At 69.9% G+C, this 24,669-nt stretch carries 25 protein-coding genes and 2 pseudogenes; 8 read left to right on the forward strand and 19 right to left on the reverse strand.

Annotated elements, in window-relative coordinates:
* The 4 genes from F8568_RS50850 to F8568_RS44800 all read right to left on the reverse strand — a co-directional run.
* The coding region (locus F8568_RS50850) for an SDR family NAD(P)-dependent oxidoreductase (protein WP_328601317.1) at positions 1-254 on the reverse strand (254 nt) is incomplete at its 3' end.
* Positions 255-423: 169 nt separating this feature from the next.
* Positions 424-1,602 (reverse strand): thiolase C-terminal domain-containing protein, encoded by a 1,179-nt coding sequence (locus tag F8568_RS44790; RefSeq protein ID WP_202126110.1) that lies wholly within the window; start codon positions 1,600-1,602, stop codon positions 424-426.
* 10 nt (positions 1,603-1,612) lie between these two features.
* Positions 1,613-2,050 carry a Zn-ribbon domain-containing OB-fold protein gene (locus F8568_RS44795; protein WP_151600238.1) on the reverse strand — a complete coding sequence of 146 codons (438 nt, stop codon included), beginning with the start codon at positions 2,048-2,050 and terminating at the stop codon, positions 1,613-1,615.
* A gap of 31 nt (positions 2,051-2,081) precedes the next feature.
* Positions 2,082-3,536, reverse strand: a complete 1,455-nt coding sequence (locus tag F8568_RS44800; RefSeq protein ID WP_151600239.1) for an aldehyde dehydrogenase — start codon at positions 3,534-3,536, stop codon at positions 2,082-2,084.
* Positions 3,537-3,767: 231 nt separating this feature from the next.
* Here F8568_RS44800 and F8568_RS51405 point away from each other — a divergent pair, with 231 nt between their 5' ends.
* Together F8568_RS51405 and F8568_RS44810 are read left to right on the forward strand one after the other, a co-directional pair.
* The gene (locus tag F8568_RS51405; RefSeq protein WP_151600240.1) at positions 3,768-4,073 is read left to right on the forward strand and encodes a TetR/AcrR family transcriptional regulator; all 306 of its coding nucleotides are present in this window, start codon (positions 3,768-3,770) and stop codon (positions 4,071-4,073) included.
* Positions 4,043-4,252 (forward strand): hypothetical protein, encoded by a 210-nt coding sequence (locus F8568_RS44810; RefSeq protein WP_151600241.1) that lies wholly within the window; start codon positions 4,043-4,045, stop codon positions 4,250-4,252. The genes F8568_RS51405 and F8568_RS44810 overlap by 31 nt, the downstream gene beginning before the upstream one ends.
* A 396-nt stretch (positions 4,253-4,648) precedes the next feature.
* On the opposite strand, the gene F8568_RS44815 is transcribed toward F8568_RS44810, so the two are convergent.
* The 5 genes and pseudogenes from F8568_RS44815 to F8568_RS44835 all read right to left on the reverse strand — a co-directional run bounded on the left by F8568_RS44815 (position 4,649) and on the right by F8568_RS44835 (position 8,086).
* Positions 4,649-4,969, reverse strand: a complete 321-nt coding sequence (locus F8568_RS44815) for a PDDEXK family nuclease (RefSeq protein WP_151600242.1) — start codon at positions 4,967-4,969, stop codon at positions 4,649-4,651.
* Positions 4,970-5,090: 121 nt separating this feature from the next.
* Positions 5,091-5,267: pseudogene (locus F8568_RS44820) on the reverse strand (IS5/IS1182 family transposase); the annotation flags it as partial.
* Between the two features lie 265 nt (positions 5,268-5,532).
* On the reverse strand, positions 5,533-6,426 hold the full coding sequence (locus F8568_RS44825; RefSeq protein ID WP_151600243.1) for a helix-turn-helix domain-containing protein: 894 nt from the start codon (positions 6,424-6,426) through the stop codon (positions 5,533-5,535).
* 206 nt (positions 6,427-6,632) lie between these two features.
* Positions 6,633-7,406, reverse strand: coding sequence for a transposase (locus F8568_RS44830; protein ID WP_151600244.1), 774 nt, complete (start codon positions 7,404-7,406; stop codon positions 6,633-6,635).
* 2 nt (positions 7,407-7,408) lie between these two features.
* Positions 7,409-8,086: a hypothetical protein gene (locus tag F8568_RS44835; RefSeq protein ID WP_151600245.1), complete on the reverse strand. Its 678-nt coding sequence runs from the start codon at positions 8,084-8,086 to the stop codon at positions 7,409-7,411.
* A 12-nt stretch (positions 8,087-8,098) separates the two neighbouring features.
* Here F8568_RS44835 and F8568_RS44840 point away from each other — a divergent pair, with 12 nt between their 5' ends.
* The 4 genes from F8568_RS44840 (at position 8,099) to F8568_RS44855 (ending at position 10,729) form a co-directional block, all read left to right on the forward strand.
* Positions 8,099-8,377 carry a hypothetical protein gene (locus F8568_RS44840; protein ID WP_151600246.1) on the forward strand — a complete coding sequence of 93 codons (279 nt, stop codon included), beginning with the start codon at positions 8,099-8,101 and terminating at the stop codon, positions 8,375-8,377.
* Positions 8,378-8,598: 221 nt separating this feature from the next.
* Entirely contained in the window at positions 8,599-8,868 is a 270-nt protein-coding gene (locus F8568_RS44845) for a 3'-5' exonuclease (RefSeq protein ID WP_151600247.1), read from the forward strand.
* A 138-nt stretch (positions 8,869-9,006) separates the two neighbouring features.
* Positions 9,007-9,660 (forward strand): dTMP kinase, encoded by a 654-nt coding sequence (tmk, locus tag F8568_RS44850; RefSeq protein WP_202126111.1) that lies wholly within the window; start codon positions 9,007-9,009, stop codon positions 9,658-9,660.
* Position 9,661: 1 nt separating this feature from the next.
* Positions 9,662-10,729 (forward strand): epoxide hydrolase family protein, encoded by a 1,068-nt coding sequence (locus tag F8568_RS44855; protein ID WP_151600248.1) that lies wholly within the window; start codon positions 9,662-9,664, stop codon positions 10,727-10,729.
* Between the two features lie 59 nt (positions 10,730-10,788).
* On the opposite strand, the gene F8568_RS51410 is transcribed toward F8568_RS44855, so the two are convergent.
* The 3 genes and pseudogenes from F8568_RS51410 to F8568_RS44860 form a co-directional block, all read right to left on the reverse strand.
* Positions 10,789-10,944, reverse strand: a complete 156-nt coding sequence (locus F8568_RS51410) for a DUF6210 family protein (RefSeq protein WP_407924527.1) — start codon at positions 10,942-10,944, stop codon at positions 10,789-10,791.
* Positions 10,945-10,952: 8 nt separating this feature from the next.
* Positions 10,953-11,276 (reverse strand): annotated as a pseudogene (locus F8568_RS51415) (DUF6210 family protein); the annotation flags it as partial.
* A gap of 75 nt (positions 11,277-11,351) precedes the next feature.
* The gene (locus tag F8568_RS44860) at positions 11,352-11,915 is read right to left on the reverse strand and encodes a dihydrofolate reductase family protein (protein WP_151600250.1); all 564 of its coding nucleotides are present in this window, start codon (positions 11,913-11,915) and stop codon (positions 11,352-11,354) included.
* A gap of 779 nt (positions 11,916-12,694) precedes the next feature.
* Here F8568_RS44860 and F8568_RS44870 point away from each other — a divergent pair.
* Both F8568_RS44870 and F8568_RS44875 read left to right on the forward strand, forming a co-directional pair.
* A complete protein-coding gene (locus F8568_RS44870) occupies positions 12,695-14,326 on the forward strand; it encodes an AMP-binding protein (RefSeq protein ID WP_151600252.1) in 1,632 nt (543 codons plus the stop codon).
* Positions 14,327-14,403: 77 nt separating this feature from the next.
* Positions 14,404-14,979, forward strand: a complete 576-nt coding sequence (locus tag F8568_RS44875; protein ID WP_202126112.1) for a TetR/AcrR family transcriptional regulator — start codon at positions 14,404-14,406, stop codon at positions 14,977-14,979.
* Between the two features lie 59 nt (positions 14,980-15,038).
* Here F8568_RS44875 and F8568_RS44880 read toward each other — a convergent pair whose 3' ends face one another.
* The 7 genes from F8568_RS44880 to F8568_RS44910 all read right to left on the reverse strand — a co-directional run bounded on the left by F8568_RS44880 (position 15,039) and on the right by F8568_RS44910 (position 24,430).
* Positions 15,039-16,001: an alpha/beta hydrolase gene (locus tag F8568_RS44880; protein ID WP_151600254.1), complete on the reverse strand. Its 963-nt coding sequence runs from the start codon at positions 15,999-16,001 to the stop codon at positions 15,039-15,041.
* Complete coding sequence (locus tag F8568_RS44885) at positions 16,001-17,806, reverse strand: flavin-containing monooxygenase (RefSeq protein ID WP_151600256.1); 1,806 nt, start codon at positions 17,804-17,806, stop codon at positions 16,001-16,003. Before F8568_RS44885 ends, F8568_RS44880 begins: the two co-directional genes overlap by 1 nt.
* Before the next feature lie 127 nt (positions 17,807-17,933).
* Complete coding sequence (locus F8568_RS44890; protein WP_151600257.1) at positions 17,934-18,683, reverse strand: ABC transporter ATP-binding protein; 750 nt, start codon at positions 18,681-18,683, stop codon at positions 17,934-17,936.
* Positions 18,676-20,592: a branched-chain amino acid ABC transporter ATP-binding protein/permease gene (locus F8568_RS44895; RefSeq protein ID WP_151600259.1), complete on the reverse strand. Its 1,917-nt coding sequence runs from the start codon at positions 20,590-20,592 to the stop codon at positions 18,676-18,678. The genes F8568_RS44890 and F8568_RS44895 overlap by 8 nt, the downstream gene beginning before the upstream one ends.
* 1 nt (position 20,593) lies before the next feature.
* Positions 20,594-21,454 carry a branched-chain amino acid ABC transporter permease gene (locus tag F8568_RS44900; RefSeq protein ID WP_151600261.1) on the reverse strand — a complete coding sequence of 287 codons (861 nt, stop codon included), beginning with the start codon at positions 21,452-21,454 and terminating at the stop codon, positions 20,594-20,596.
* Complete coding sequence (locus F8568_RS44905; RefSeq protein ID WP_151600263.1) at positions 21,451-23,124, reverse strand: FAD-dependent oxidoreductase; 1,674 nt, start codon at positions 23,122-23,124, stop codon at positions 21,451-21,453. The genes F8568_RS44900 and F8568_RS44905 overlap by 4 nt, the downstream gene beginning before the upstream one ends.
* A gap of 34 nt (positions 23,125-23,158) precedes the next feature.
* Positions 23,159-24,430 carry an ABC transporter substrate-binding protein gene (locus tag F8568_RS44910; protein ID WP_160574007.1) on the reverse strand — a complete coding sequence of 424 codons (1,272 nt, stop codon included), beginning with the start codon at positions 24,428-24,430 and terminating at the stop codon, positions 23,159-23,161.
* Between the last annotated feature and the right edge of the window lie 239 nt (positions 24,431-24,669).

Consider the following 24,669-nt stretch of genomic DNA (forward strand, 5'->3'; position numbering starts at 1 on the left):
AGCACGTCCATCACGACGACCTCGGCGCCTTCCGCGGCGAACAGCCGGGCCGCCTCACGTCCCAGCCCCGAACCCGCACCGGTGATGATCGCGACCTTGTTCTCGAGTCTCGCCATGCCACGTCCTCGCTGTAGCACTCGCCCGACCGCGGGCTTGGAAGGGGGGCATGCGGCTTTCCGGAACCCTCGGCGCGGAATGCACTCAGGGCCGCAGAGGGGTGACCCGGGAGGTACGGATCGCCGGGACCAGCACATGACCCCATTTGCCTAAAACCTATAGATTTAGGAGTTGGGCGTCAACGGACTTCGGAAATCTGCCGCCGTTCGGAGGGCGAGCATTCCCGTGCTTGATCACAAATGCGAAGGCGCGGCCGAGGGGACGCGTGCCACCATGTCGGCCGGCCGGCGGTTCACCCGCGAACGGTCAGACCGTGGACGCGTCGCCGAGCAGCGCGGTGGACACGACCGGGTCGCCGGGACCACCGGTCATCAGGGAGAGCGACGCGCCCGGCACCTGGTTGGGCGAGGTACCGCGAATCTGCCGGACCGCCTCGCTGACCAGGCTCATCCCGTGGATGAAGCCTTCGGCGAGGTTGCCGCCCGAGGTGTTGATCGGCAGGCCGCCGTCCGGGGCGGTCAGGTTGTCGAAGGTGATGAAGTCCCCGGCGGTCGCGGGATCGCAGAAGCGGTGCTCGATCAGTGCCGAGACGCCCATCCCGGTCATGTTCTCGTAGATCTGCGCGACGTCGACGTCACCCGGCCCGTACCCGGTCTCGCGCCACAGGCGGTCCGCGACGCCCCGGAACCCCGCCGACCAGTACGGATCGTGGTTCTCCTCCAGGACCCCCCAGCCTTTGACCGCCCCCATCGGGGCGCCGAGAAGGTAGGCGGGACGCTGCCGCAGATCCTTGGCCCGCTCCGCCGACACCATGATCACCGCGACGCCGGCGTCGCTCTCCCGCGAGCAGTCGAACAGCCGGTAGGGCTCGGATATCCAGCGCGACTCGTCGTAGATCCGCTCGTCCAGCGCCGCATCGCGGCCGATCGCCCGCGGGTTGCGCTTGGCATGGTGATAGGACACGAGCGCCATCTCCCGCAGGGTCCGGGCGGGCACGCCCTCCGCCTCGATCAGCCGCATGGTCCGCAGCGCGCACATCTGCGCCGGCCCGTCCAGCCCGTTGACCAGCTGTTGAGCGGCGGTGTCGTCCTGCGCGACGTCCACCCGGAGCCGCCTGCCGCCGCTCTCCGACATCGCGCGGTAGACCGCGACGACCTCCGCCTGCCCGGTCACGATCGCCGTCGCCGCCAGCCCCAGCGCTCCGGGAATGCCGCCTCCGTGGGTCCACACCAGCGCGCCGAACCGGAGCTCCTCCGTGCCGAGCGCGGACATCATGCGTTGCCCGTCGTTGCGCTCGGAGCCGTAGGACACGAAGCCGTCGATCTCCGACGGCGCGATGCCGGCGTCCTCCGCCGCCGCCACGATCGCCCGCAGCGCCAGTTTCAGCGCCGGCTCCCCCGACGTGCCGCGCTTGTGGAAGGGCGTCTCACCGATACCGACGACCGCCGTCGTCCCGCGCATCATCCTGTTCACGCCCTTGCCCATGGCGATGCCCTCACTCTCCGGCGAGCGACCAGCGGACGGCCGCGTAGCCCTTGGACTTGGCGGAGGGCGCGTCGATGCGTCCGCGCAGCGGAGCACCGACCCGCACGCCCTCGTCCGGACCGTCGAGGACCCCGACCACGCGCGCGCCGCCCGCCGCCGGGATCTCGGCGACGACGACCACGTAGGGCACGTCCTCCGCCCGTTCCGCGGTGCGATCGAAGACGTACCAGCTGCGCGTCCACGAGTAGACGGAGCCCACCGGCTCGACCGGCTCCCACCGCTGCTCCCAGGAGCCGCAGCCGCCGCAGCGGAAATGGGCCGGCCACATCCACCGGTCGCAGCCCGCGCACCGCGGCAGCCGGAACACTCCCTCTTCCAGCGACTCCCAGAACCGGTCGTCGGCGCCGATGCCGCCGGCGATGCGGTGCGCGCGGAAGCTGTACTCCACCGGTCCTCCTCGCAGGTTCGTTCGGGCGGCGTCAGGCGAAGAGGGACTCCATGGCCTCGCCCAGATTGACGGTCTTCAGCTCGTAGTAGGACTGCACCGCCTCCGGGCCGGTGTCGCGGCCGACTCCGGACTGCTTGACCCCGCCGAACGGCGCCTCGGTGTTGTAGGTGAACGAGTTGACGCTGAACGTCCCGGTACGGACCTTGCGCGCCACATCCGCGGCCCGCTCGGGGTCACCGGTGAACACGGCGCCGTGCAGGCCGTAGGCGGAGTCGTTGGCGATCGCGACGGCCTCCTCGAGGGTGTCATAGGTGAGCACCGAGGCCACCGGGCCGAAGATCTCCTCCTGGCAGACGCGCATCGCGTTGTCGGTGCCGGTGAAGACCGTCGGCTGCACGTAGAAGCCCTTGTCCAGGCCCTCCGGCACCCCGCCTCCGGTGGCGATCGTCGCGCCTTCGCCCTTGCCGATCTCGATGTACCCGAGCACGCGCTCCCGCTGTCGCCGGGAGACCAGCGGCCCCATCGTCGTGGCCGGGTCGAACGGATCGCCCACCACGAACGACTCCGCGGTCGCCACCAGGGCCCCGACGACCTCGTCGTACCGGCTCCTCGGCACGAGCACGCGGCTGTAGGCCGCGCAGACCTGACCGGTGTTGAAGAACGACCCGACGGCCAGGCCCTGCATGGTGGTGGCGATGTCGGCGTCGTCCAGGACGATCGCCGCCGACTTGCCCCCCAGCTCGAGTTGCAGCCGCTTGAAGCTCCCACCGCACTCGCGGCCGATCTCGCGTCCCGCCGCGGTGGAGCCGGTGAAGCTCACCTTGTCGACCCCGGGATGGGCCACGAGCGCCCGTCCCGCGTCCCGGTCGCCCGTGATCAGGTTGAACGCGCCCGCGGGCACTCCCGCCTCGACGAACGCCTCGGCGATGTGGAACGCGTCGAGCGGCGTCTCGGGTGCCGGCTTGTACACCACGCTGCAGCCCGTCACCAGGGCCGGGACGATCTTCGCGATCGCCATGTTGAAGGGGCCGTTCCAGGGCGCGATCGACGCGACGACTCCCACGGGTTCCTTGAGCACGGCGGCCGGCCCGGCCTGCGTCCGCCGAACCTCGCTGGTCGTGTCCTCCCGCGCGATGTCGAGGAAGTACCGGCCGGTGGCCAGCGCGCCGGGGATCTGGACGCCGGCCACGGCGACGGGAAGCCCCATCTCCGCGGTCACGAGCCGCCCGATCTCCTCGATCCTCGATTCCAGGACGAGCAGCGCGCGCTCGATGACCTCGGCGCGCTCGCCGACGGTGAGGCCCCGCCACGCTCCATCGTCGAAGGCGCGCCGTGCCGACGTGACCGCCGCGTCGACGTCGTCGACGCCCGCATCGGGCACCGTCCCGATGACCTCTTCGGTCGATGGGGACACCACCTGAATCCTGGCGTCCGATACCGGCTCACGCCACTCGCCACCGATCAGGAAGCCTTCTCGATCGATCATGCGCACTCCTCCCACAGGCATGGTGCAGCCTATAGGCATTAGATTTATAAATCCACAGCCCGCCCATGCGTGCGGGAGCGACCGGGCCGGACACGGCACCTCGCCGCAATCCTCTACGGGCCCCGGTCCCGGCAGTCGGCTGCCGGGCAACCCCGCCTGACAGCAGGACCACGTGACGCGCACCAGGCGGCACCACTATCGACCGAACGGTCGATGTGAGCCTGCCGTCAGGTGACGCGAAATCCGGTCGGCAAGCGGCAGGCGCTCATCCAGGCCGGGCTGTCAGTGGCCGAACACCACGGCCTGGCCCAGCTCAGTGTCAACCAGATCGTGGCCGAGGCGGGCGTCAGCGAGGGCACCCTTCTTCCACCTGTTCGGCGGCCGGGCGGACTACCTCCGCCGCTTCCACGATCGGCTGGCGGAGGCGATCGAGGCGGCCGTCGCGGGCCGGGAGCCGGGCCCGATGCTGGCTGTGGACGGGGAACACCGCCTACCTCCCGGGCGGCTTGGACGAGTGGGCCACGCGGGCCCTGCTGATGGACGCGTGGATCGGACCAGCGGTCGCCGACGAGGTCACCGGCCGCACCCGGACGTTCACCCGGCCGGTCGAGCCGGACCTGATCGCGGCAGGCCGCCCGAATCCGGCCGAGGCGGCACTTCTGTGGGTGGTCATGGCTCGCGAGACCGCCGTGGCCGAGGAGGCGGTGGCGGAGTGACGCCCGGCATGCGCGCCGCCCTTCGCTCCTACCTGTGCGACCACCGGTGACGAGCAGGCGTGCGATCGCGGGAGTGCGGCCCGCGGTGAGCAGCAGGACGGTGACGATTTCGCGGCACGCCTGACATGGCCGCCAAGCCGGTCAATCGGCTACGTCAGCGTCGAGCTGGGTTCGAACCAGTGATCTCTTCGGTGTGAACACGACCGATCATGCCCCGGATACTCGGCTCCCCAACATCGCCACAGGTCAGGCACAGTCCTTGAGCGCAGCACAGTGCACCTCAAGAAAGATCAAGTCCGTTGCGATCTCTCACGACTGACACCGGGCCTTCCATGGAAGTCGTAGCACTCAGCAGCCACTCCGCGGCGAGCTGCAATCAGGGGCCCTCGCGAAAGTCTAACCAGGGGCGTAGCCGAGCGTCTGGGTGAACACCGGCCTGCGGTCGGCGTTGGAGGCGAGCTTGACCTCGATCACCATGGGCCGTCCGGTCTCGGCCTCGATCGTGATCAAGTCCGCGTAACCGTTGCCCAGTTGCACTTCCCGCCCCAGCATCACCCCCGTCGGCTGACCCGGAAGCGCAAGCATCGCCGCGCCACGCTCGATGCTCTCGTGCAGGACCTGCTCCCGCTCGAACGGTTGTGGCCGCGAAGCCACCAGACCGCCGCCGGTCCCATGCCAGATCCCCCACCACTGGCGCGTCCGCTTCTCAGGCCGCACCCTCACAGCCAATATGCATCAAAATACTGGGTGCGCGCCCGCTGGAAGGATTGGCCAGCGCCTCAAGAATTCATCTCGATGAAGAGGTGTCTCATGTCGCCTGTTCGGCGAGCTTCTTGTATCAGGTGAGGACAAGGAAGGCGTTGAACAGGTAACCGTGGCGTTCGCAGCGGACGGTCAGACGCCGGAAGTCGAACAGCCAGGCCAGCGTCCGTTCGATCATCCAGCGGTGGCGGCCCAAACGTTCGCTCGATTCCATGCCCGCTCGGGCAATGCGCCGAACGTTTCCGCGTCTGCGCTCAGGCCAGATGCTCGGCGGAGTTGTCAGCTTTGCCAGCGCGGACCTCGGCTGATGTACTGCCCACGGAGGTTGCGAACGCGGCGGCACGGTCGGATGATCTTGAAAAGGGCGAGGGCCTCCGGCATTCCCGGGGCGGTCCGCCATCACTGCTACGCACGCCGCACGGCGGGCGTCGCGTCAGCTCGGGTCGGAAGCGAGTCGCCGGGCCTGCAGCGCCCACCACACTTCACTGGCCGACTGGCTGAGGTGATCTCGTACCCCGTCAGCTGGGTGAACTTCTGAGCCGGTAGCGGACCGTGTTGACGTGGATGAACAGCTTGGCCGCGGCGTGCGGGATCGAGTGCCGGTCGAGATAGGCGTCGACCGTTTCGAAGATGTCCTCCGATATCGTGCTTCCCCGGCGCACCGGGTCGACGTATCGCCGGCGCAGCAGTTCCGACAGCTCGTGGTCCTCGCTGATCGAGACGAGAATGCCGAGCGAGTCGCGGTCGTGGAGTCCGGTCAACCCGAACTGCCGGGCGGTCCGCAGGGCGCGTCTGGACTCGGAGGCGGCTCTGGCGAAGTCGACGGGGCCGACCGGACCGGCGACGGCGACGGCGACGTCCGTTCCGGTCGGCTCCCGAGGCCGCGTCGGCAGGATGCCCTCGACCGTGCCGTAGTCGGAGACGAGGACACCGCCGAAGCCGTCGATCGGGTGCGCGGGCTTCAATGCGGCCTGCACAGCAGCGATCGACTCGCTGCGCGCCGCGGCTCGCACCAGCCAGTAGGCCCCGTCGGCGCGCAGGCCGTGGCGGACGCAGGCGGCGACGACGTCGTGCGGGTCCGACGTCGGATCGAGCGCGAGTCGCACGAACGAGACCTTGCGCTGCTCTGCTTCGCGTGCGTCGCTGAGGTCGACCTCGTAGCGGGCGGCGACCAGGGTGCTGCTGAAGTGGTCGGTGAGCACCCACAGGCGGCGGATGCCGTCGAGCATGGCGTCGACGCTGGCCCCCGTCCTGCTCGCCGAGTCCATGAACTCGTCACGCAAGATCCCGATGACCGCGCGGTACACGGCGACGACGATCTCGGGCGAGATGCCTTGACAGGCCCGGCGCGCGCCCGAGCGGCGCTCGTCCTCGACGATGTCCGCCGGAAGCGTTCTCTCCCCGCGCAGCACCGAGACGACCCGTGCGACGTTGCGCTCGCAGGACCGGTCCAGCTCCTCTGACCCGGATTCGCGAATAGCTCGTGATCGTCGTTTTCGCCGGGTTTTGATCTTGATTTTTGGTGTTCGGGCAGCCTGATGACCCGTCTGTCGCGGCGGGTGGGCGGAGGTTCCACAGGCCTCGGTGTTACCGGGTTGAAGGGGCGGGCTGGTGCTGGTCAGCCGGGGTTGGGCAGGAGCGCGAGCCGGTCCAGGACCGTGCCGAGGAGCCGCGCCCCGGGCGGCAGGCGCAGCTCGAGGCGGCGGGCGTGGGTGACGATCCGGGCGGGCACGCAGATCAGTTCGCGGCGGAGCCGGGCGATGGTGGCGCGGCCTCGGCCGTTGCCCAGGTCCAGGCCGCACAGTTCCTGGAGCCAGGCCGACATGGCGACCGCCGGCAGCGCCGCCCACATCCACATGGTGTTGACCTGCGGGTGCCCTGATGGCAGGTGCCGCAGGGCGGCACCGTGCTTGGCGTCGCGGTTGAGGGCCTCTCGATGTCGGTGCGGTGCCGGTACCAGTGCTCGACCTCGGCGGCCTTGCCGCCTGTGGACACATCCAGGTCGGTGATGATGAAGGAGTAGGCGTGCACGTGGTCGACCATCTTGTGGGTCGACCATCTTGTGGAAGGCCAGGCGCAACTGCCCGTCGGGGACGGTCCGGCGGCGGCGGGCCTTGAGACTGGGCGACAGGTTGTCGATCGGGACCCGGACCCGCCGGACCAGGCAGGACGCGCTTGCGGGCCACCAGTTCGGGACATAGGGCATGACCGCGACCTCGCCCTCGCGGCCCTCATCGTCCAGCCCGATCGCGGGCGTCCACGCCTCCTGGGGGATCTTCGCGGCCTGCGCCCACAACGGTTTGATCCGCTTGGCGCCGATCGCGAACCGCGCGCCCCGGGCCAGGCACTCCAGGGCCAGTTCCCCGGCGAAGTAGCCGGCATCGACCCGCACCTTCACCTCGGCTGCACTCTCAGGGCGGCCAGCGCCCGCCGCAGCAGCTTGGTCGCGGTGGATCGCCCATCGGTGCGGCCGTCGGTCAACTCGGCCGCGAGCGGTACGCCGAGTTCGGCCCAGTGCGCGATATGCGACCGGCCGCACCGCTGACCTTGGTAGTTGTAGGCGACGCCGCGTTTGCGGGAGCCGTACACCTCGGTGTCGATATCGACCGTGACCGACCGCAGCAGCGCCGAGCGGCGCACCCGCCCGACCAGCCCGAGCACCGCGGTGTTGACCTGCCCGACCGCGGTCTCGATCCCCGCGAAGTGCCCCGTGGTGAACCGCAAGGCCAGCCCAGCGGCCGTAGACGCAGCCGGGGCATCGATCCGCATCAGCCGCTGACCGGCGGCATCACCGCGCAGCCGGTCCAGCGACACCAGATGATCCCCGCCCGCCAGCTGGCAGGACGCCACCGCGACCAGCAACTCACCCGCCGACAGGCCACGATCGCGCTGCTTGACCGGCCCGACCGCCGCATCCAGCGTCCCGGCCAACCCCAGCTTGCCGGCCAGGGCATCCACCGCCGCAAGCCCCGACACCCCGGTCAACCCGGCGTCCGGCCGACCGACCATCACCTTGCCCCTGCGCCGCGCCCGGCGGCCCCGTATCCTCTTCACCCGACAGGTGTCCTTCACCGCTGCTCGATCATGACCTCGACAATCACGATCCTGACAGCTCACGACGGACACCTGTCGCCGTTTCAGCTCACAACTCAGCAGCTACTCGTGGATCCGGGTCTGAACGACTCCGATCAGCACCTCGCTAACGCCGTACGGCTGAGCCGACATGCCGACGCCACCGTCTTCACCGGCCTGTTCTACCGCGCCCAGATTGCCGTCTACTACCGAGCCAACGGCCTGCCCGAGCCGTACGGCGACACCGCTCGGCGAAAGATCTTTCCCGAAGAGCTGGAACAGCGGTCCTGACCGCCTTCCGAGGACACGGGCCACTGTTCAGAAAGACGAGCTGCGCGGTCTCGTACGCCCACGGACTGGCTGACTACAACGGTCACGTCGGCATCCGGGACCTCTGCGACATCTGCCCGGCATCGCAGCTCAAGCGCTGTGAACGCGCTCATCGGACACCCACCAAACGACAGCTCGAACAGGTCGCCAGCGACCTCCCTGAGGCGAAAGGGTTGCACCTCGTGGAGCTGACCGACCGCGCGGCGGTCGTGAGCGGCCTGCCGCGGCGGATCCACGGCATCAGCAACGAAATGGTCGCGAACGCCCCTGCCTTCGCCCAGGTCGAGAAGGAAGTCCGCGACGCCCTGGCCGGGTGCGTCATCGTCGCCCATAACGTCGGCGTCGACCTCGGCGCCCTGAAGCGCAAGATGCCTGACTTCGAACCGGCCGAGGTCCTCGACACCCTCAAGCTTGCCCGGCGTCTGCTGCCGGACGAGGCCACCATCGGCTGACCTCACTCGTCAGTGCGCTCGGACTGGCCGGGAACCTTCCGGCGGACCTCGTCCCTCACCGAGCGTCCTACGACGCGTTGATGGCTGCGCGCCTGCTTCGGCATCTGGCGACCGGTGACGACGGCGCCCCTGCGAGCTATGCCGAGCTATGTGACGGGCCTGAAGGAGGCGGCGATGCTCTCTTCTGAGCGTGGGCTGTTCATCAGCGTTGACGGGCCGTACGGAGTCGGAAAGACCAGCACGGTTCACACGCTGGCTCGCCTGCTATCCGCCGAGGGACACGAAGTCCACACCACCGCGGAACCGTCAGAAGGGCCGATCGGCGCTCTCGCCAGGGAGCTGACCGAGACGGTCACCGGCACCGCTCTGGCCTGTCTGTACGCGGCCGACCGGTACCACCACCTGAAGGAAGAGATTCTCCCGAATGTTGACGCTGGGAGAGTCGTCATCACCGACCGGTACATCCCTTTCGCACTGGTGATGCAGCAACTCGACGGCGTGGATCCCGACTTCATCTGGCGCATCAACGCCAAGGCCACCAAGCCCAATCTCGCCGTCATTCTCGACGCCACCCCGGTCGTCGTCGGACAGCGCTTGACGGAGCGGGGTCCCCACAACCGACTCCAGAAGCTGCCGTCTTCAAGCCGCATCGAGTGGCACCACTACCGCGACGTGACACGACAGCTGATCAACGCCGGCTGGACCGTCCAGCAGATCGACTGCTCTCACACCACCGTTTCCCAGGTCGCCCGGATGGTTCGCGACCGTCTGGCCGAAGCGGAGTCAGCGTGATGTGCGCCAGCAGCGCTTGGCGGTGACCACCTGGCCCGACGAGCTGCCCGGCGTCGGCTGGAGCTACGGAGTGCCGCTCGACCACGTCCGCGAGCTGGTCGACTACTGGCGCACGGGCTACGACTGGCGGGCGCATGAGGCCAGGCTCAACGCCCACCCCCAGTTCACCACGACGATCGACGGGCAGCGGGTCCACTTCCTGCACATACGCTCGCCCGAGCCCGACGCGCTGCCGCTGATCGCCACCCACGGCTGGCCGATGTCGGTTTTCGAGTACCTCGACCTCATCGGCCCCCTGACCGACCCGCGGGCCCACGGCGGCGACCCGGCCGACGCGTTCCACCTGGTGGTGCCGTCGCTGCCCGGCATCGGGTTCTCCGGCCCGACGACCGAACCCGGGTGGCACATGCGGCGGGTGGCCCGCGCCTGGGTGCGGCTCATGGACCGGCTCGGCTACGACCGCAACGGCGCCCACGGCAACGACCGCGGCTCCATGGTCTCGCCCGAGGTGGGACGGGAGGCGGCCGGCAAGGTGGTCGGCGTCCACGTGACCCAGCTGTTCTCCTTCCCTTCCGGCGACCCCGCCGAGTTCGCCGACCTCACCGCCGAAGACCAGGCCGCGCTGAAGTTCCTGGACGAGTTCACCTCCGGCGGCGGCCTGGCCTACAACGCCTACCAGTCCGCCCAGCCCCAGACGCTGGCCTACGCCCTGCAGGACTCGCCCGCCGGGTGGCTGGCCTGGGTGAGCCAGCTGTACCGGAACTGGGTCGACCGTGACTTCCTCCTCACCAACGCCACCCTCTACTGGCTGACCCGCACCATCGGCTCGTCGATCCGCTACTACTACGCCGACGCCCACGACCAGGACCGGCCGACCTCACCGACGACGACCCCGACCGGGGTCGCCATCTTCGCCGAAGACTTCCAGTCGGTCCCCAAACTTGCCCACCGGGACCACTCCAACATCGTCAGCTGGAACCACTACGACCGTGGCAGCCACTTCTCCCACCAGGACGCGCCCGATCTGGCCCTCGCCGACATCCGAGAGTTCTTCCGCCGGTTCCGCTGATCTTCACCGAAGAAGACAGCCGGACGAACCCCGAGCGCTTTCAACCGACAGAGCGGCCATCAATCCGAATTGCACCAGACCAGGACGCCGGGTCCGTCCGGTGTGCGGACCGGTACCCACGCTTCGTCCAATCCTTCGATGCGGTCGTCATCGATCTGGAGATGACTCCGCGTGTCGGCCTCGTCCGGGCCGCGGCCAGAGGGCCAGAGGGCCAGAAGACGATCGCGGCGACGGACGAGCGGAGTCCTTCCAGGAAGGCCGGGTCGCTGGGAAAGCCTCCGGAAAGGCCCCTGCCGCCCTGGTCTCGCTCGAAGATATGGCGCAACTCCCCAAGAGCGTCACGTCCGGACACCGGATCCCGGGAGGCGACTGGGACGTAATAGCCCTCAACAAAGTCCTGTAGACAGGCGGTGCCGCCGTATTGCTGACCATAGAAGATCCCGGTCCCGGCATGGACGATGACACCGAACCAGCCCTCATTTCGCATTGTTCCGTCAGGGTCGAGGAACACATATCGATCGTCACTCATGGGCCTCCGATCCGACATCGACTCCACGCTCAGCCCTGCCCGCCGCCAAACGAAAGACCTTGAGGTAAGGGCCCCGGTTCTCCAGCCACGCGCTCAGCGCCTCGTCTCGTACCTGGTCAGGACCACGCCGCCGGGGAACGTCCGCGTCTCCACCAGGTTCAGGTTCACCCAGCCGTCCAGCGCGGCGAAGAACGGTGTGCCGCCCCCCACCAGGACCGGATGAGCGACGATCTCGTACTCGTCGATCAGCCCGGCCCGCATGGCCGCCCCGGCGAGCGTCGCGCCGCCGACCCTCATCGGCCCACCGTCGCCGGCCTTGAGCCGGGTGATCTCCGCGACCGCGTCACCGGCTACCAGGCGGGCGTTCCAGCCGACCTTGCCGATCGTCGACGAGAACACGACCTTCGGCGTGTCCCGCCAGTTCCGCGCGAACTCGACCTGCGCCGGGGTGGCGCCCGGCTGCCGGTCGCCGGTCGGCCAGTAGGAGCTCATGGTCTCCCACAACTTGCGCCCGTACATGAACAACTCGATCGCCTGTTCCTGCTCGAGCCACCACTGGAACAGCTCGTCGCTCGGCTCGCTCCAGCCGATGTCGTCGCCGGGCGCGGCGATGTAGCCGTCCAGGCTCAGGTTCATGCCGTAGAGCAGTTTCCGCATGGCTCATGCCTTCCGTCAGCCGGGGTCGAACCGGAAGACGCCAAGGTGACCGACTCCCGGGTGCTCGCCGCGGCGGGCCTGATCGGGGAAGCCCCGGAACTCGCCAGGGACCGACGCGAGCGCTGGTAAAGGCGGACGGGGCCGCCGCTTCGGCCCGCCGCTTCGGTTCCGCCCGCGCCCTGTTCGCCACCGCGTTGGGCACCTGTCCCGCCATGTGATCATGACGCCACGGGGCCAACAGCTCCATTCAGATGGTCACTCGTCCTCCGAGGCCGCTGGTGGATACCGGCGCGTCGTGGCCCGGCCTGGATGAGGCCGAGGCGCGAGTACGGGTGATACAACGCAAGCCGCACCGATGGGCGAGGCCGATCCCGGGCCGTCGCTTCGATGATCTGCGCGACCTCGTCTATGGCGCGGCGTTCCTGGCGGTGGCCTGGAGCCGGTGCGGGGCGACAAGGGCGCGCGAACGGCCGGAGTCGATGGCATCGCGACCCGCGATATCGGCTCCGCCGCGGCGGAGTGACCGGCCGCGATCGCCAGGAAACCGGCGGTCCGGCGACGTCTCCCGGGCACCTCCAGGCAACCCCCGGCGGCGGGGTCGCTGACCGACCAAGCGGTCGAATGGATCAGAGGACGCTGCACGGCGCCGGCGTGGCCGATCCCATTTGCCGGGGAGAATAGTGCTGGTCAGTTGACCATGCCAGGGTGGCTGGCTAACCTTCACTCAACTGGCCAGTCGACCGACCGGTCGGATGTGGGCCCCCTCCTGGAGCAGAAGGATGATCAGTCGCGCCAACCACGTCCCGCTGTCGCCGCTGACGTTCCTGTCCAGGGCGCGGCATGCGTTCGGGGGCAAGGTCGCCGTCGTGGACGGCGATGCGACCGAAGTGACGTTCTCCGAGCTCGCCACTGACTGCGACATGATGGCCGGTGCGCTGCGGGCGTCCGGTATCCGGGCCGGTGACCGGGTGGCCGTGCTGGATCTCAACAGCCGGTGGCTGCTGGCCGCGCATTTCGGCGTGCCGGGATCAGGCGGTGCGCTGGTCGCGCTGAACACGCGGCTGGCCCCCCAGGAATACCTGGACATCCTCATGCACTCGCGGGCCAGGGTTCTTCTCCTGTCTGCGGCGCTTGCGCACGCGCTCGGTGTCACCGATGCCCGCGATCTGCCGGTCGAACAGGTGGTGATGCTGCCGGGGCCGGGGACGGACCTTGCGGGCGCGCTGTCCTACCAGGAGTGGCTGACCGGCGCCGACGGCCACGGCCTGCAGCCCCCGGACGACGAAGACGCCATGATCGCCGTCAACTACACCAGCGGCACGACCGGGCGGCCGAAAGGGGTCGTCTACACCCATCGAGGTGCGTACCTGAACGCGGTCAGCGTGGCGCTGGAGTTCCAGCTCTCCGCCGACAGCTGGTACCTGTGGACGCTGCCGATGTTCCACTGCAACGGCTGGTCGCTGGTATGGGGTGCGACCGCGGTCGGGGCGACACACGTCTGCCTGCCCTCCTTCGACGCGGACGGGGCGCTGGAGCTGGCCGGGCGCTATCCGGTGACGCACCTGTGCGGTGCCCCGATCGTGCTCAGCGAGCTGGCCAGGGCCGGTTCGCAACGGGGATTCGCGGCCGGCCGCCCGATCCGCGCCGCGGTGGGCGGTGCGCCGCCGACCAGGCAGACCATCGCCGCAGTTCAGAGGATGGGGTTTCACGTCACCCATCTGTACGGGCTGACGGAGACCTACGGCCCGTCGCTCGTCTGCGAATACCAGCCGGGCTGGGCCGACCTGCCCGCCGGCGACCTGGCGGAGCGGCTCAGCCGACAGGGAGTCCCCACCGTCTCGGTCGCCGATGTCCGGGTGGCCGACCGTCATCTGCGGCCGGTGCGCGCTGACGGCGCGACGCCCGGAGAGATCCTGGTGCGGTCCAACACCATCGCGGCCGGCTATCTCGACGACCGGGAGGCGACGGAAGAGGCGTTCCGCGGCGGCTGGTTCCACACCGGCGACCTGGGCGTGATGCACCCCGACGGGTACATCGAACTGACCGACCGCAGCAAGGACGTCATCATCAGCGGCGGGGAGAACATCGCCTCCGTCGAGGTCGAGAAGGTCCTGGCGGCGCACCCCGACGTGACCGAGGTCGCCGTGGTCGCCGTGCCACACCCGCGATGGGGCGAGCGGCCGGTGGCGTTCGTCGCCACCACCGGAAACCCGGTCACCGGACAGGAGCTGATCGACTTCGCCCGAGCCAGGCTGGCTCACTTCAAGGCACCCGACGCGGTGTACTTCGAACCGCTGCCCAAGACCTCGACCGGCAAGATCCAGAAACACCTGCTGCGCCTGCGTGCCCGGGAGCACGGCACCGCCGGCTCCGGCCGGCCCGGTGCCGAGGCGCCGGGCACGTCGCCGTGACCGCCCGGATGCGGACCGCCGCCGGTCACGGTGACCGGACCGCCGGACCGTCCGCGGCCGACCGGCGCCGGGCGAAGGTGATCAGCCTCGCCGCCCGGCTGTTCGATCAGCACGGCTACGCCAGCGTCTCGATGGAACAGATCGCATCCGCGGCCGACATCGCCAAGCCGACCTTGTACCACTACTTTCGCGGCAAGGATGAGATCCTGCGCGGCATCCACGAGACCTTCATCGACTTGCTCCTGGACCGCCAGGACGAACGCCTGCGGCTCGGTCTGTCACCGGCCGACCTGCTGCTGGGCGCGATGACGGACGTCTTCGGCCTGATGGAGACCCACCGCGGCCACGTGCGCGTGTTCTTCGAGCATCACCGCGAACTGCCGCCCGCCGTGCGGGAGGAGATCCGCCTCAAGCGCGACCGGTACCAGGAGCAGATCCGCGCCGCCATCACGGCGGGTGTGGAAGCGGGCCAGTTCCGCGATGTCGACGCCGACGCGGCGACGCTGGCGGTGTTCGGCATCTGCAACTGGGCGTACCAGTGGTGGCGTCCCGGCAGCGGCGCCGACCCGGCCCTGACCGCGCAGAAGATGTGGGACCTGGTCATCCGTGGCCTCGCCAGCCCCGAGTCCCGTTCCACCGCGGGCAGGAGCTGACCCGCGGGCGCCGCGCCGGGAGCCGGCGCCGCCTGCCGGTCCCCAGCGCGGCGCCGTTCTCAGCCGGCTCCGAAAACCGTCGCCAGGGCGGCGTTGACGTCGTCCAGAAACTGGGCGGTTCGGGGCGTGTTCGGGCGGGCGAGAAATCCTCCGTGGATGACACCTGGGTAGACATGCAGTTCGGTGGGCACTCCGGAGCGCGACAACCGGGCCGCGTACTGGAGGTTCTCGTCCAGGTACGCGTCGACATCGCCGATCGCCAGAAAGGCGGGGGCGAGCCCGGACAGGTCGGTAGCCCGGGCGGGGGCGGCGGTCGGCGGTATGTCACCGCCCGCGAGGGACCCGAGGTAGGCATGCCAGCACATCCGCTGGGCCTCCAGGGGCCACAGGCCCCGGTGGCCCGGATCGGCGATCGCCCTGATCGACGGGGTCAGCTCACGGTCGTCGAGCATCGGATAGACCAGCAGCTGCAATGCCGGCTGCGGGAAGCCGGCCTCCCTGAGCCGCAGGCACAGCGCCGCAGCCAGGCCGGCGCCGGCGCTCGCGCCGCCCGCGACGAGCCGGGACGGATCCACGCCGAACGCGTCCGGATCGTCGACGAGGCGGCGCCAGACGGTCTCCGCGTCGTCGAGTCCCTCCGGGTACGGGTGTTCGGGCGCCAGTCGCCAGTCGACGGAGACGACCGCGCAGCCCAGCTCGATCACCATCTTGTCGAGCCGGTCGTCGTTCTCATCGAGCGTCCCCATGATGTAGGCGCCGCCGTGGAAGTAGACCAGGCATGGCAGCGGCCCGCCGACGCCGCGGGGCCGGTACCAGCGCACCGGCACATCGGGGGAGCCCGCGGCGCCCGAGATGACCTCGTCGCTCCGCATGACCCGCGGATCCGCGGGCACGGGAGCCGGCCGCACCGCCGCATAGGATGCGCGGATCGTGGCGATGCTCGTCACGTCCCAGCGCGCCAGCCGGTGGAGGTTGGCCACGGTGCCGGGCTCCACCCGGCGGTTCACGTCGATGGCGGGCATCAGCGGTTTCCCGCGTCCGGCCTGTCGGGGTCGACCGGCTCGATGCCCGCTTCGATCGCCTTGATCAGGAGGGCGCTGAACTTCCCGTAGAAGCGCGCCATCCTGATGAATCCGGTGCCGAACCACAGCCCCGGCTGCGCGGAGCGGCGCCACGTGTTCGCGTACTCGTTGTCCGCGGCTCGCCCGTACGCCTTGTCGATCTTCGCCGCGGCGGCGCCGAGAGCCGGCTTGATGTGGCCCCAGAACTGGTGGTACCCGGTGGCGAACACGATCAGGTCGACATCGGGCATCCGTGAGCCGTCGGAGAAGACCACCGTCCTGCCGTCCCTGATCTCGGTCACCTCGACCCCCTGCTTGAGGTGGACCTTCCCGTCGGCGACGAGCTCGGCGGCGCCGATGTTGATGTGGTAGCTGTCCTTGCCGGACATGTGCGCGCCGAGGATGCCCGTGCCTTCCGGGCCCCAGTCGAGCTTGAAGCCGCGCGCCCGCAGCCGGTCGAGGAGATCCCTGTCGTGCTCGGCGCCGATCTCGACCAGTTTCCTGTTGACGTCGTCCGACCTCGTGTTGGGCAGCGCGTAGGCGATCTGGTCGGCGAACTCGGGAGGGAGGTCGGCGTGCTCGGTGAACAGGGCGTTCCACAGCTTGTGGTACGCCTCATAGCTGAGGACGTAGGTCGCGCTGCGCTGCAGCAGCGTGACATCCGTGCCGTGTTCGTAAAGGTCGTGGGCGATTTCGTGACCGCTGACTCCGGCACCGACGACGAGAGCCTTGCGCCCCTCCCACTCGCCGCCGCCCTGGAACGCGTCGGAGTGCACGGCCAGGCCGGTGTAGGTGTCGAGCCCCTTCACCTCGGGAATCTTCGGCGCGGCGAACAGGCCGCCGGCCACGAAGAAGTGCCGTGGGCGGAGCTCGCGGATCGTGCCGTCCGCGCGGCGGACCCGGATCGTCCACCGCTGCGTGTCGTCGTCGTAGTGCCCGTTGAGGAACTCCGTGCCGGTCCAGACGTTCAGGTCCATCAGGGTCGCGTAGGACTCGAGCCAGTCGGCGAACTTGTCCTTGGGAGTGTGCGCCGTCCAGGTCGGCGGGAAGGGCAGGTAGGGCAGGTGGTCGCCGTGGACGGTGCTGTGCAGGGCGAGCGCCGCGTACCGCTTGCGCCAGGTGTCGCCGACGCGGGCCTCGCGGTCGATGACGAGCGTCGGCACGTCGAGCGCGCCGAGCAGCGCAGCCATGGTGAGCCCGTTGTGCCCGGCCCCCAGCACCAGCACGGCCGGATCACCGTCGGAGAAGGAGGCTTCGCGTCGCCGGTCGCCGGACCAGCGGGTACGGCCCGGCACGATCCCGTAGACCTTGCCCTCCCGGCGGAGGTCACCGACCTTCGCCGGGTGGTCCTGCAGCGCCTCGGCCTGGGTCTGCAGGACCGAGGCGACGAATCCCGCGGGCTCCCGCACCAGGTGGACGTAGCCCCGATCGATCCGGTCCTTGGTGAGGAAGTCGAAGAACACGCGGATGCCGCCGTCGGCCACGGCGGGGGGCTGCTGCCCGTTGACGCCGAACCCGCGCGCGTCCACGGCTTCGGAGAGTTCGAGGAGGCGCTCGACCACGCCGTCGCGGCCGATGGCGTGGCTGAAGTCCCACGTGAAGGCCATGAAGTCGCGCCAGGTGGCCTCGCCGTGGAAGAGGCCGGCCAGCTCGGAGCGGGAGCCGCTTCGCAGCGCCGCTGCGAGATCGGCGATCCATGCCGCGCCGATGTCCGCGGCGTCGGCACCGGTCAGTTCGCCGCCAGGGGTCTGCAGGGTGTCGGTCATGGTCTGCGATACCACCTTGTAATGAGTTTCATATATTGCACACTTGTGCCGTTATTTACACAGAACGTGAGGTCTTCGTCACGTCGGCGGTTCCTCGGGCCGGGCCGAACCGGCAGGGTGATGTGCCCTACGCGGGCGCCTGCGCGCCGGCGCGCGCGCCACCCCGCCCGAAGTAGGCGTCCCGCACGGCCTCACGCAGGCCGTCCGCCCCCGCCGGGCAGGACAGGACGACCCGGCCGAGGTCGACGACCACGACGTGCGACGCGAGGGCGAGCGCGAAATCGACCGACTGTTCGACCAGCACGATGGACATCCCGGTTTCGCGTAGCCGCACCAGGCTCGCGAGCACATCGCCGACGATCGCGGGCGCGAGCCCGGCGGACGGCTCGTCGACGAGCAGCAACCGCGGCCGCGGCATGAGCGCCTGGGCGATCGCGAGCATCTGCTGCTGGCCGCCGGACAGCGTCTCCGCCGGCGACCCGCGGCGCGCCCGCAGCACCGGGAACATCTCGTACGCCCACTCGTAGCGCCCGGCCAGCTCACCGCGGCCCCACCGGCGGACCTGGGCGCCGAGCCGTAGGTTCTCCTCGACGGTCATGTCGCCGATCAGGCGCTTGCCCTCCTGCACGATGCCGATGCCGAGCTCGACGCGCTTGTGGGTGGGCAGCCGCCGCAGGTCCTGGCCGGCGAAGGCGACGCTCCCCGCGTGCATGGCGTTGAGCCCCATGATCGCCCGCAGGATGGTGGTCTTGCCCGCGCCGTTGCGGCCGAGCAGGGCGAGCACCTCTCCCTGCCCGACGGAGAAGCTCACATCCCAGGCGACCCGCAGGTCGCCGTACCCGGTCGTCAGACCCCGCACGTCGAGGAGCTCACTCATGGCTGGACGTCCTCTCTGCGGTTCCAGCTCCATCGGTGGCCGCGGTCGCGTCCACGGCGACCACCACCTGTCCGCCCGGCGCCGGATGTTCTTCGAGAGTGGTTCCGGAGACACCCGCGCCGGAGCCGAGGAACCGTTCGAGCACTTCGGGATGTTCCGCGATCTCCCGCGGATCCCCGTCCGTGAGGACCGCGCCGCCGGCGAGGACCACGACGTGGTCGGCCAGCGATCGCACAAGGCTGAAGTTGTGCTCGACGACGACGACGGTCACGCCGGCGTCGCGGACCTTGCGCAGCACCCCCGCCAGTTCCTGCAGCTCGTCGGGGTCCAGGCCGGAGGCGACCTCGTCGAGCAGGAGGACCCGCGGGCCGGCGCACAGGGCGCGGGCAAGCTCGATCATCCGCCGCGTGCCGAGCGCCATGGCGGCCGCCGGCTCCGCCGCGATCGCGCCGAGGCCGAGGATCTCCAGCCAGCCCGCGGCGGCCTTCCGGTTCCGCGCCACCGCTCGCCAGTAGCGGGGCAGCCGCAGCACCACTGGCAGCAGGGCGGGGCCGTGGGCCTCGATCCTGCCTGACCCGACGACATCGAGCACGGACATCTCGCCTGGAATCGCCGGTGTCTGGAAGGTGCGGGCCACGCCGAGGCGGGCGACCCGTTCCGCCGGCAAACCGGTCAGTTCGTCATCACCGAGCAGGACTCGGCCGCTCCCGGGCTTATGGAAGCCGTTGATGAGGTTGAGCGTCGTCGTCTTGCCGGACCCGTTCGGGCCGATGAGGGCGGTGATCCGTCCGGCCGGCGCGACGAACGACACCTCACGCAGCGCGTCGACGCCGCCGAACGACTTCGAGACCGACTCCAGCCGGACGTCCCGTCCGTCGAACGCGGGGATCTGAGGTGGCGTACCGGTGGTGGCGGCCTCGTCGGCCGCGGCCGCGCGGCCGCGCCGGTAGCGCCGCACCAAGGTGTTGCCGAGGCCCGCGACCCCTCCGCCGAACAGCAGCCCGCCGATGAGAAGGAAGGCCCCGAACGCGATGTCACCGTACTCGCCGAAGCTCGTCGACCTGTCGTTGATGAACTGCACGAAGGCAACGCCGCAGAAGACGGCGTAGATGCTGCGCCGGCCGGCCACGATCGAGGCCACGAGCAGCGACATGATCAGGCCGATACCGAGGCTGTCCGGGGCGATGAACAGGTCGGTGTAGGCGTACAGCGTACCTGCCAGGCCGGCCGGGACAGCGGCGAACGCATAGGTCGTCAGCTTCAGCCTGTACCGGGACAGGCCGAGTGACTGGGCGAGAACCGGACCCTGCTGCAGTACGAGAAGTGCCCGCCCGAACGGCGAGCACACCGCGTTGCGGTACACCGCGAACCAGAGCGATGTCACGACGATGACCGTGATGTAGAAGCCGTTGGCGTCGAGCACGGTCCCGAAGACCCGCGGGACGGGAATGCCGGTGAACCCGGACGTGCCGCCGAGCACCGAGAAGGGGATGAGCTGCAGGGTGATCGGGATGAGCTGCACCAGCATGAACGTGCACACGGCGAGCATCCAGCCGCCGAGGCGCAGCCCCGGGGCGCCGGCCAGCAGGCCGACGACGACGGCCGCCGCGGCGGACAGTGCCAGGCAGAGCACGATGTCGTTGATGTGCCGGGCGGCGACGTAGGCGGTGACGTAGGCGCCGGCCGCGTACATGGCGGGTAGGCCCAGGTTCAGCTCGCCGGCCCAGCCGAGGCTGAGGTTCAGGCCGCTGACCAGCAGTGCCATCACCGCGGCCAGCAGGATCTGGCGGACCCAGTAGCCGGACATACCGGTCAGCGGGATCGCGATGACGAGCGCGGTCACCGTGGCCCAGGCCAGCGGCAGCGCCCAGCGGCGCGACGGCCCGGTCGCCCGGATCGACGTCTCCATGTCAGACCAGCCTCAGCCGTCGGCTGCCGAACAGCCCGTTCGGGCGGAAGAGCAGGACGAGGATGAACAACGCGAACACGGCGTAGTTCCCGACCAGCGAGCCGATGTACAGGTTGGCGAGGGACTCCACCAGCCCGATCACGAACCCCGCCACCACGGCGCCGAGCTGGCTGCCGAGACCGCCGAGGGCGAGCGCGACGAACCCCTTGAGCGCGAACTCGACGGCGAGGAACGGGCCGGCCGAGGTCGACATGAGCACGAACGGGCCGGTGAGCCCGGCGAACAGTCCGGCGATGGCGAACGCGCTGACCGACAGCCAGCGCACATCGACGCCTCGCACCATCGTCGCCTCGCGGTCGAACGCCTGCGCGCGGCTCGCCAGTCCGAACCGCGTGCGCTGGAAGAGCAGATGCAGGACGAGGCCCAGGACGACCGGCATCGCGATCAGTATCAGGTTGACCGGAAGGACCCGGCCGGTGAGCAGGTCGACGGGGTGCTGGTCGAACAGGGTCAGCCGCCGCGGGTCGGAGCCCCAGAGGACGGCGGTCACCGCCGTGATGATCGTTCCCGCGCCCAGCGTGGTGATGAGCTCAGCATGCGAACCCTGCGACATGAACCGGATGGCGGCACGCTCGACGAGCACCGACATGGCGGCGCAGGCGAGCGCGCACAGCAGCAGGACGAGCGGCAGCGGCAGCCCGGCCTTGACCGCGCTGATCGCGACAAAGCCGCCGAACACCAGGACATTGGCGAAGGCGAAGTTCAGCACGCCCGACGACGTGAGCGTGATGTTGTAACCGATCGCGATCAGCGCATAGATGGCGCCGGTGGACAACCCGGCGAAGACAGCGGTCGCAGTCATGGATGACGACTCCTTTCTCCTACCGGTTCACTCATCGGCGGCCTCCCCCTGTCGTGGTTCGTCGCGTCGTGCACGGCGGCGCGCCCGGCGTTGTGGCCCCACACTCCGGCGACCGCCAGAGTCGCGCCGGCGCCGCCGTAGACCATGCCGGTCGGGCTGGCCATGACATTGCCTGCCGCGTACAGCCCGCGGATGGCGTCACCGTCGACATCGAGCACGCGACCGTCTCGGTCGGTGCGCGGGCCTCCCTTGGTGCCCAGTGCCGAGCATTCGACCTCGACGCCGAAGTAGGGCGGTTCGACCGGCGCGAGGGTCGAGAACGGCGAGTCCGGATCCAGGACACGGCCGCCGGGAAACCGGTCGTAGGCGCTCGCACCGCGACCGAAGTCGGGGTCGACGCCCGCGCCGGCGTTCTCGTTGAACCGTTCGACGGTCGTCCGCAGCTCCGCGGCCGGGAGGCCGAACACGGCGGCCAGCTCGTCGAGCGTGCCGGCGCGGGTCACCCAGCCGGGGACCGCGCCGCCCGGCGCACCGCCGAACACGCCGAACCTGTCCACGGCCGACCGCCCGAAGATCAGGTAGCTGGGCATGTTCGGGTACTCGAACCTGGAGGCGTCGAGCTGGTGGTAGGCGCCGCCGAAGGCGTTGTAGTTGGCCGCCTCGTTGGCGAAACGCCGGCCCCGTCCATTGACCATGATGGACCCGGGCAGGGCGCGTTCGCGCGAGGTGAGCAAGCCGTCGCGGGCTCCGTCACGGCGGCGGCCCGGGACGCTGACGACCGGCGCCCACCATGCCTCGCGCATGTTCCCCAGCTGCGCCCCGACCCGCATCGCCATCCGCAGCCCGTCCCCGGTGTTGGACGGTGCTCCGATGGCCCGGTGCAGCGGCCCCCGCAGGAAGTCGCGCACCAGCGCGGGATCGCGCTCGAATCCACCGGAGGCCAGGATGACCGCCCGGGCGGTCACGCGCTGAACACCCGCGGGCGTGTCGAGTTCGACGCCGGTGACGGCACCGCGGGCGGTCAGCAGCCGCACGCCCCGCGTGCCGGTGGCGACGTCCACCCCGCGCCGCAGGCAGGCGCGCAGCAGGCCGGCGACCAGACCGCGGCCCATCCCTTCCAGCTTCGCCCGCTCGCGCTCGGCGAGGACGCCGGGGGCCAGCAGCCCGGTGCCCCCGCCGAGGGGGGTCTCGCGGATGAGCATCCGCTGCGGCTCCCCCGCGATGCGCCGCTCCCACTCGCCGAGGCCGGCGAGCGAGACGAGGCCGACCTCGATCGACCGGCCTCCGCCGGGCAGCCCGCCGGGGCGTTCGGGGTGGTAGTCCGGAAACCCGTGCACCAGCTGGAACCGCAGGTCGGTGTGCTCCTCGACGAACTCGACGAACCGCGGGCCACCGGTGATGAGCGCCTCGGCGAGCTCGGGGATGATCATGCCCAGTGAAAGGCTCTCCAGGTACTCCAGTCCCAGCTCGGGAGAGTCCGCGATCCCGGCCTCGCGGGCGGCCCGGTTCCCGGGGATCCAGATCGTCCCGCCCGACAGCGCCGTGGTACCGCCCACCAGCGGTGCCTTCTCGAAGACGCCGACCGCGGCACCGTGCGTCGCCGCAACGAGCGCCGCGGTCAACCCCGCGGCTCCGGAGCCGAGAACAGCCACGTCGTAGGTCAGCTGCATGGAACGCCCTTGTCGTGAGTGCGGGCGGCCGGCGTCAGGAAGCGACCTGCGCCCATTGCCCGTCCTGGAGGGTCGCGCCGCACGGAACCTGGCCGAACGTGCCCTCGCCCGGAGTCGGGAAGTGGTTGTCCTTGGTGTAGCCGACACCGCCCGGGAACAAGGCCAGGACGTTGGCCGGCACGGGGGAACTCAGCAGCGCGGCGGCCAGGGCCTTGCCACCCGTGTCCTTCCCGGCCCTCTGGGCGGCCAGGGCCACCAGCTTGACCGTGTCCCAGCCGAGCCCGCCCGAGAGGATGCTGTCCTTACTGCCCTTGAAGGCCTTCAGCAGGGGCGCGAGATACGCCGGCGGGGACGCGCTGGCGATCGTGAAGCGGTAGACCGGAATCTGGCAGGATTTGAGCGCGGCCGGGTCGGTGGACTTGCCCAGTGGCGTGGCGGCGGCCGCGCTGCCGCCGTACACGGGAGTGCCGGTCGCGCCGACGGTCACGCGCGACGCCAGCAGCCGGCCGACCGCGTCCTGGCTGGCGAAGTCGAAGAAGACCGCGTCCGGCTTGGCCGCCATGACCCGCTGGTACTGGACGTCGAAGTTCAGCGACGTGGGGTCGGGGCGTTCGGTAGCGACGATCTTGACGCCGGCGTCCTTCGCCACGTTCTGGATGCCCCCCAGAACCGCGTCGCCGAAGGCGTCGCTGCTGGTGATCACGCCGAGTGTCCTGGTGCCGTTGGCCTTGAAGCCGGCCCCGATGGCGGTGAGGTTCTGCTGCGGCACCGCGAAGGTGCCGAAGTGGTACGGGTAACTGGACGGCTTGTTGATCGAAGGGTCGCTCGCCGGGGCGATGCTGAACAGCCCTCTCGATGACGCCGCCGGCAGCATGGCCAGCACCTCGGTGCTCACTCCGCCCGGGACGACCGCGTCGGGCGGGTTGCTGGAGGTCAGTGCCTTGGTCAGCACGCTGACACCCGTCGTGGGATTGCTCTTGTCGTCCAGGACGTCGACTTCGATCTTGCGGCCGTTCACACCGCCGGCGGCGTTGATGGAGTCCTTCGCCGCGTTGACGCCGGTGAGGAAGTCCTTGGCGAATCCGGCGAAGGCACCGGTGACGCCGTACACGATGGCGATACGGATCGGGTCGCCGGAACCCGAGGAGTTCGAGCCGCCCGTGTTCCCTGCGGAACCACAGCCGGCGAGCAGCAGCGCCGAGGCGCCGATGGCCGCGAGACGGAACGGATGGTGCTTCACGATGGTCTCCTTATGACCAAGGTCACCTTGGTGCTGATAATGAACACACAGGTTCTCATGTTGCACTGGGGGGCAGAGTACCTTCGGCCCGGCCGCCCCGCAATACCTCAATATGCCGCTGACCTCGGCATTTGCCGGGAGTCGTCGCTCCGGACACGCCGGGTCAGCGACACGATCCGGCACGCACCCGCCATGCCACCGGACACCGGACGCCTCCCGAAGGGCTTGACGTGACGGCCGGGATGTGCAACCAGCACCCGAGCGCCCCACGCCTGCCCGCGGCCCGGCCGCGCCGTTGGGTTGTG

This window comes from Actinomadura physcomitrii, from assembly GCF_008923205.2.
Taxonomy (GTDB): Bacteria; Actinomycetota; Actinomycetes; order Streptosporangiales; family Streptosporangiaceae; genus Spirillospora; species Spirillospora physcomitrii.

Bases quoted from the DNA above. Each gene is read 5' to 3' on its own strand.
- F8568_RS44860 (WP_151600250.1), bottom strand. From the start codon at position 11,915: ATGCGGAAACTGCTCTACGGCATGAACCTGAGCCTGGACGGCTACATC.
- F8568_RS44885 (WP_151600256.1), bottom strand. From the start codon at position 17,806: ATGACCGACACCCTGCAGACCCCTGGCGGCGAACTGACCGGTGCCGAC.
- F8568_RS44900 (WP_151600261.1), bottom strand. From the start codon at position 21,454: ATGACTGCGACCGCTGTCTTCGCCGGGTTGTCCACCGGCGCCATCTAT.
- F8568_RS44790 (WP_202126110.1), bottom strand. From the start codon at position 1,602: ATGGGCAAGGGCGTGAACAGGATGATGCGCGGGACGACGGCGGTCGTC.
- F8568_RS44890 (WP_151600257.1), bottom strand. From the start codon at position 18,683: ATGAGTGAGCTCCTCGACGTGCGGGGTCTGACGACCGGGTACGGCGAC.
- F8568_RS44800 (WP_151600239.1), bottom strand. From the start codon at position 3,536: ATGATCGATCGAGAAGGCTTCCTGATCGGTGGCGAGTGGCGTGAGCCG.
- F8568_RS44895 (WP_151600259.1), bottom strand. From the start codon at position 20,592: ATGGAGACGTCGATCCGGGCGACCGGGCCGTCGCGCCGCTGGGCGCTG.
- F8568_RS44870 (WP_151600252.1), top strand. From the start codon at position 12,695: ATGATCAGTCGCGCCAACCACGTCCCGCTGTCGCCGCTGACGTTCCTG.
- F8568_RS44840 (WP_151600246.1), top strand. From the start codon at position 8,099: ATGACCTCGACAATCACGATCCTGACAGCTCACGACGGACACCTGTCG.
- tmk (WP_202126111.1), top strand. From the start codon at position 9,007: ATGCCGAGCTATGTGACGGGCCTGAAGGAGGCGGCGATGCTCTCTTCT.
- F8568_RS44905 (WP_151600263.1), bottom strand. From the start codon at position 23,124: ATGCAGCTGACCTACGACGTGGCTGTTCTCGGCTCCGGAGCCGCGGGG.
- F8568_RS44880 (WP_151600254.1), bottom strand. From the start codon at position 16,001: ATGCCCGCCATCGACGTGAACCGCCGGGTGGAGCCCGGCACCGTGGCC.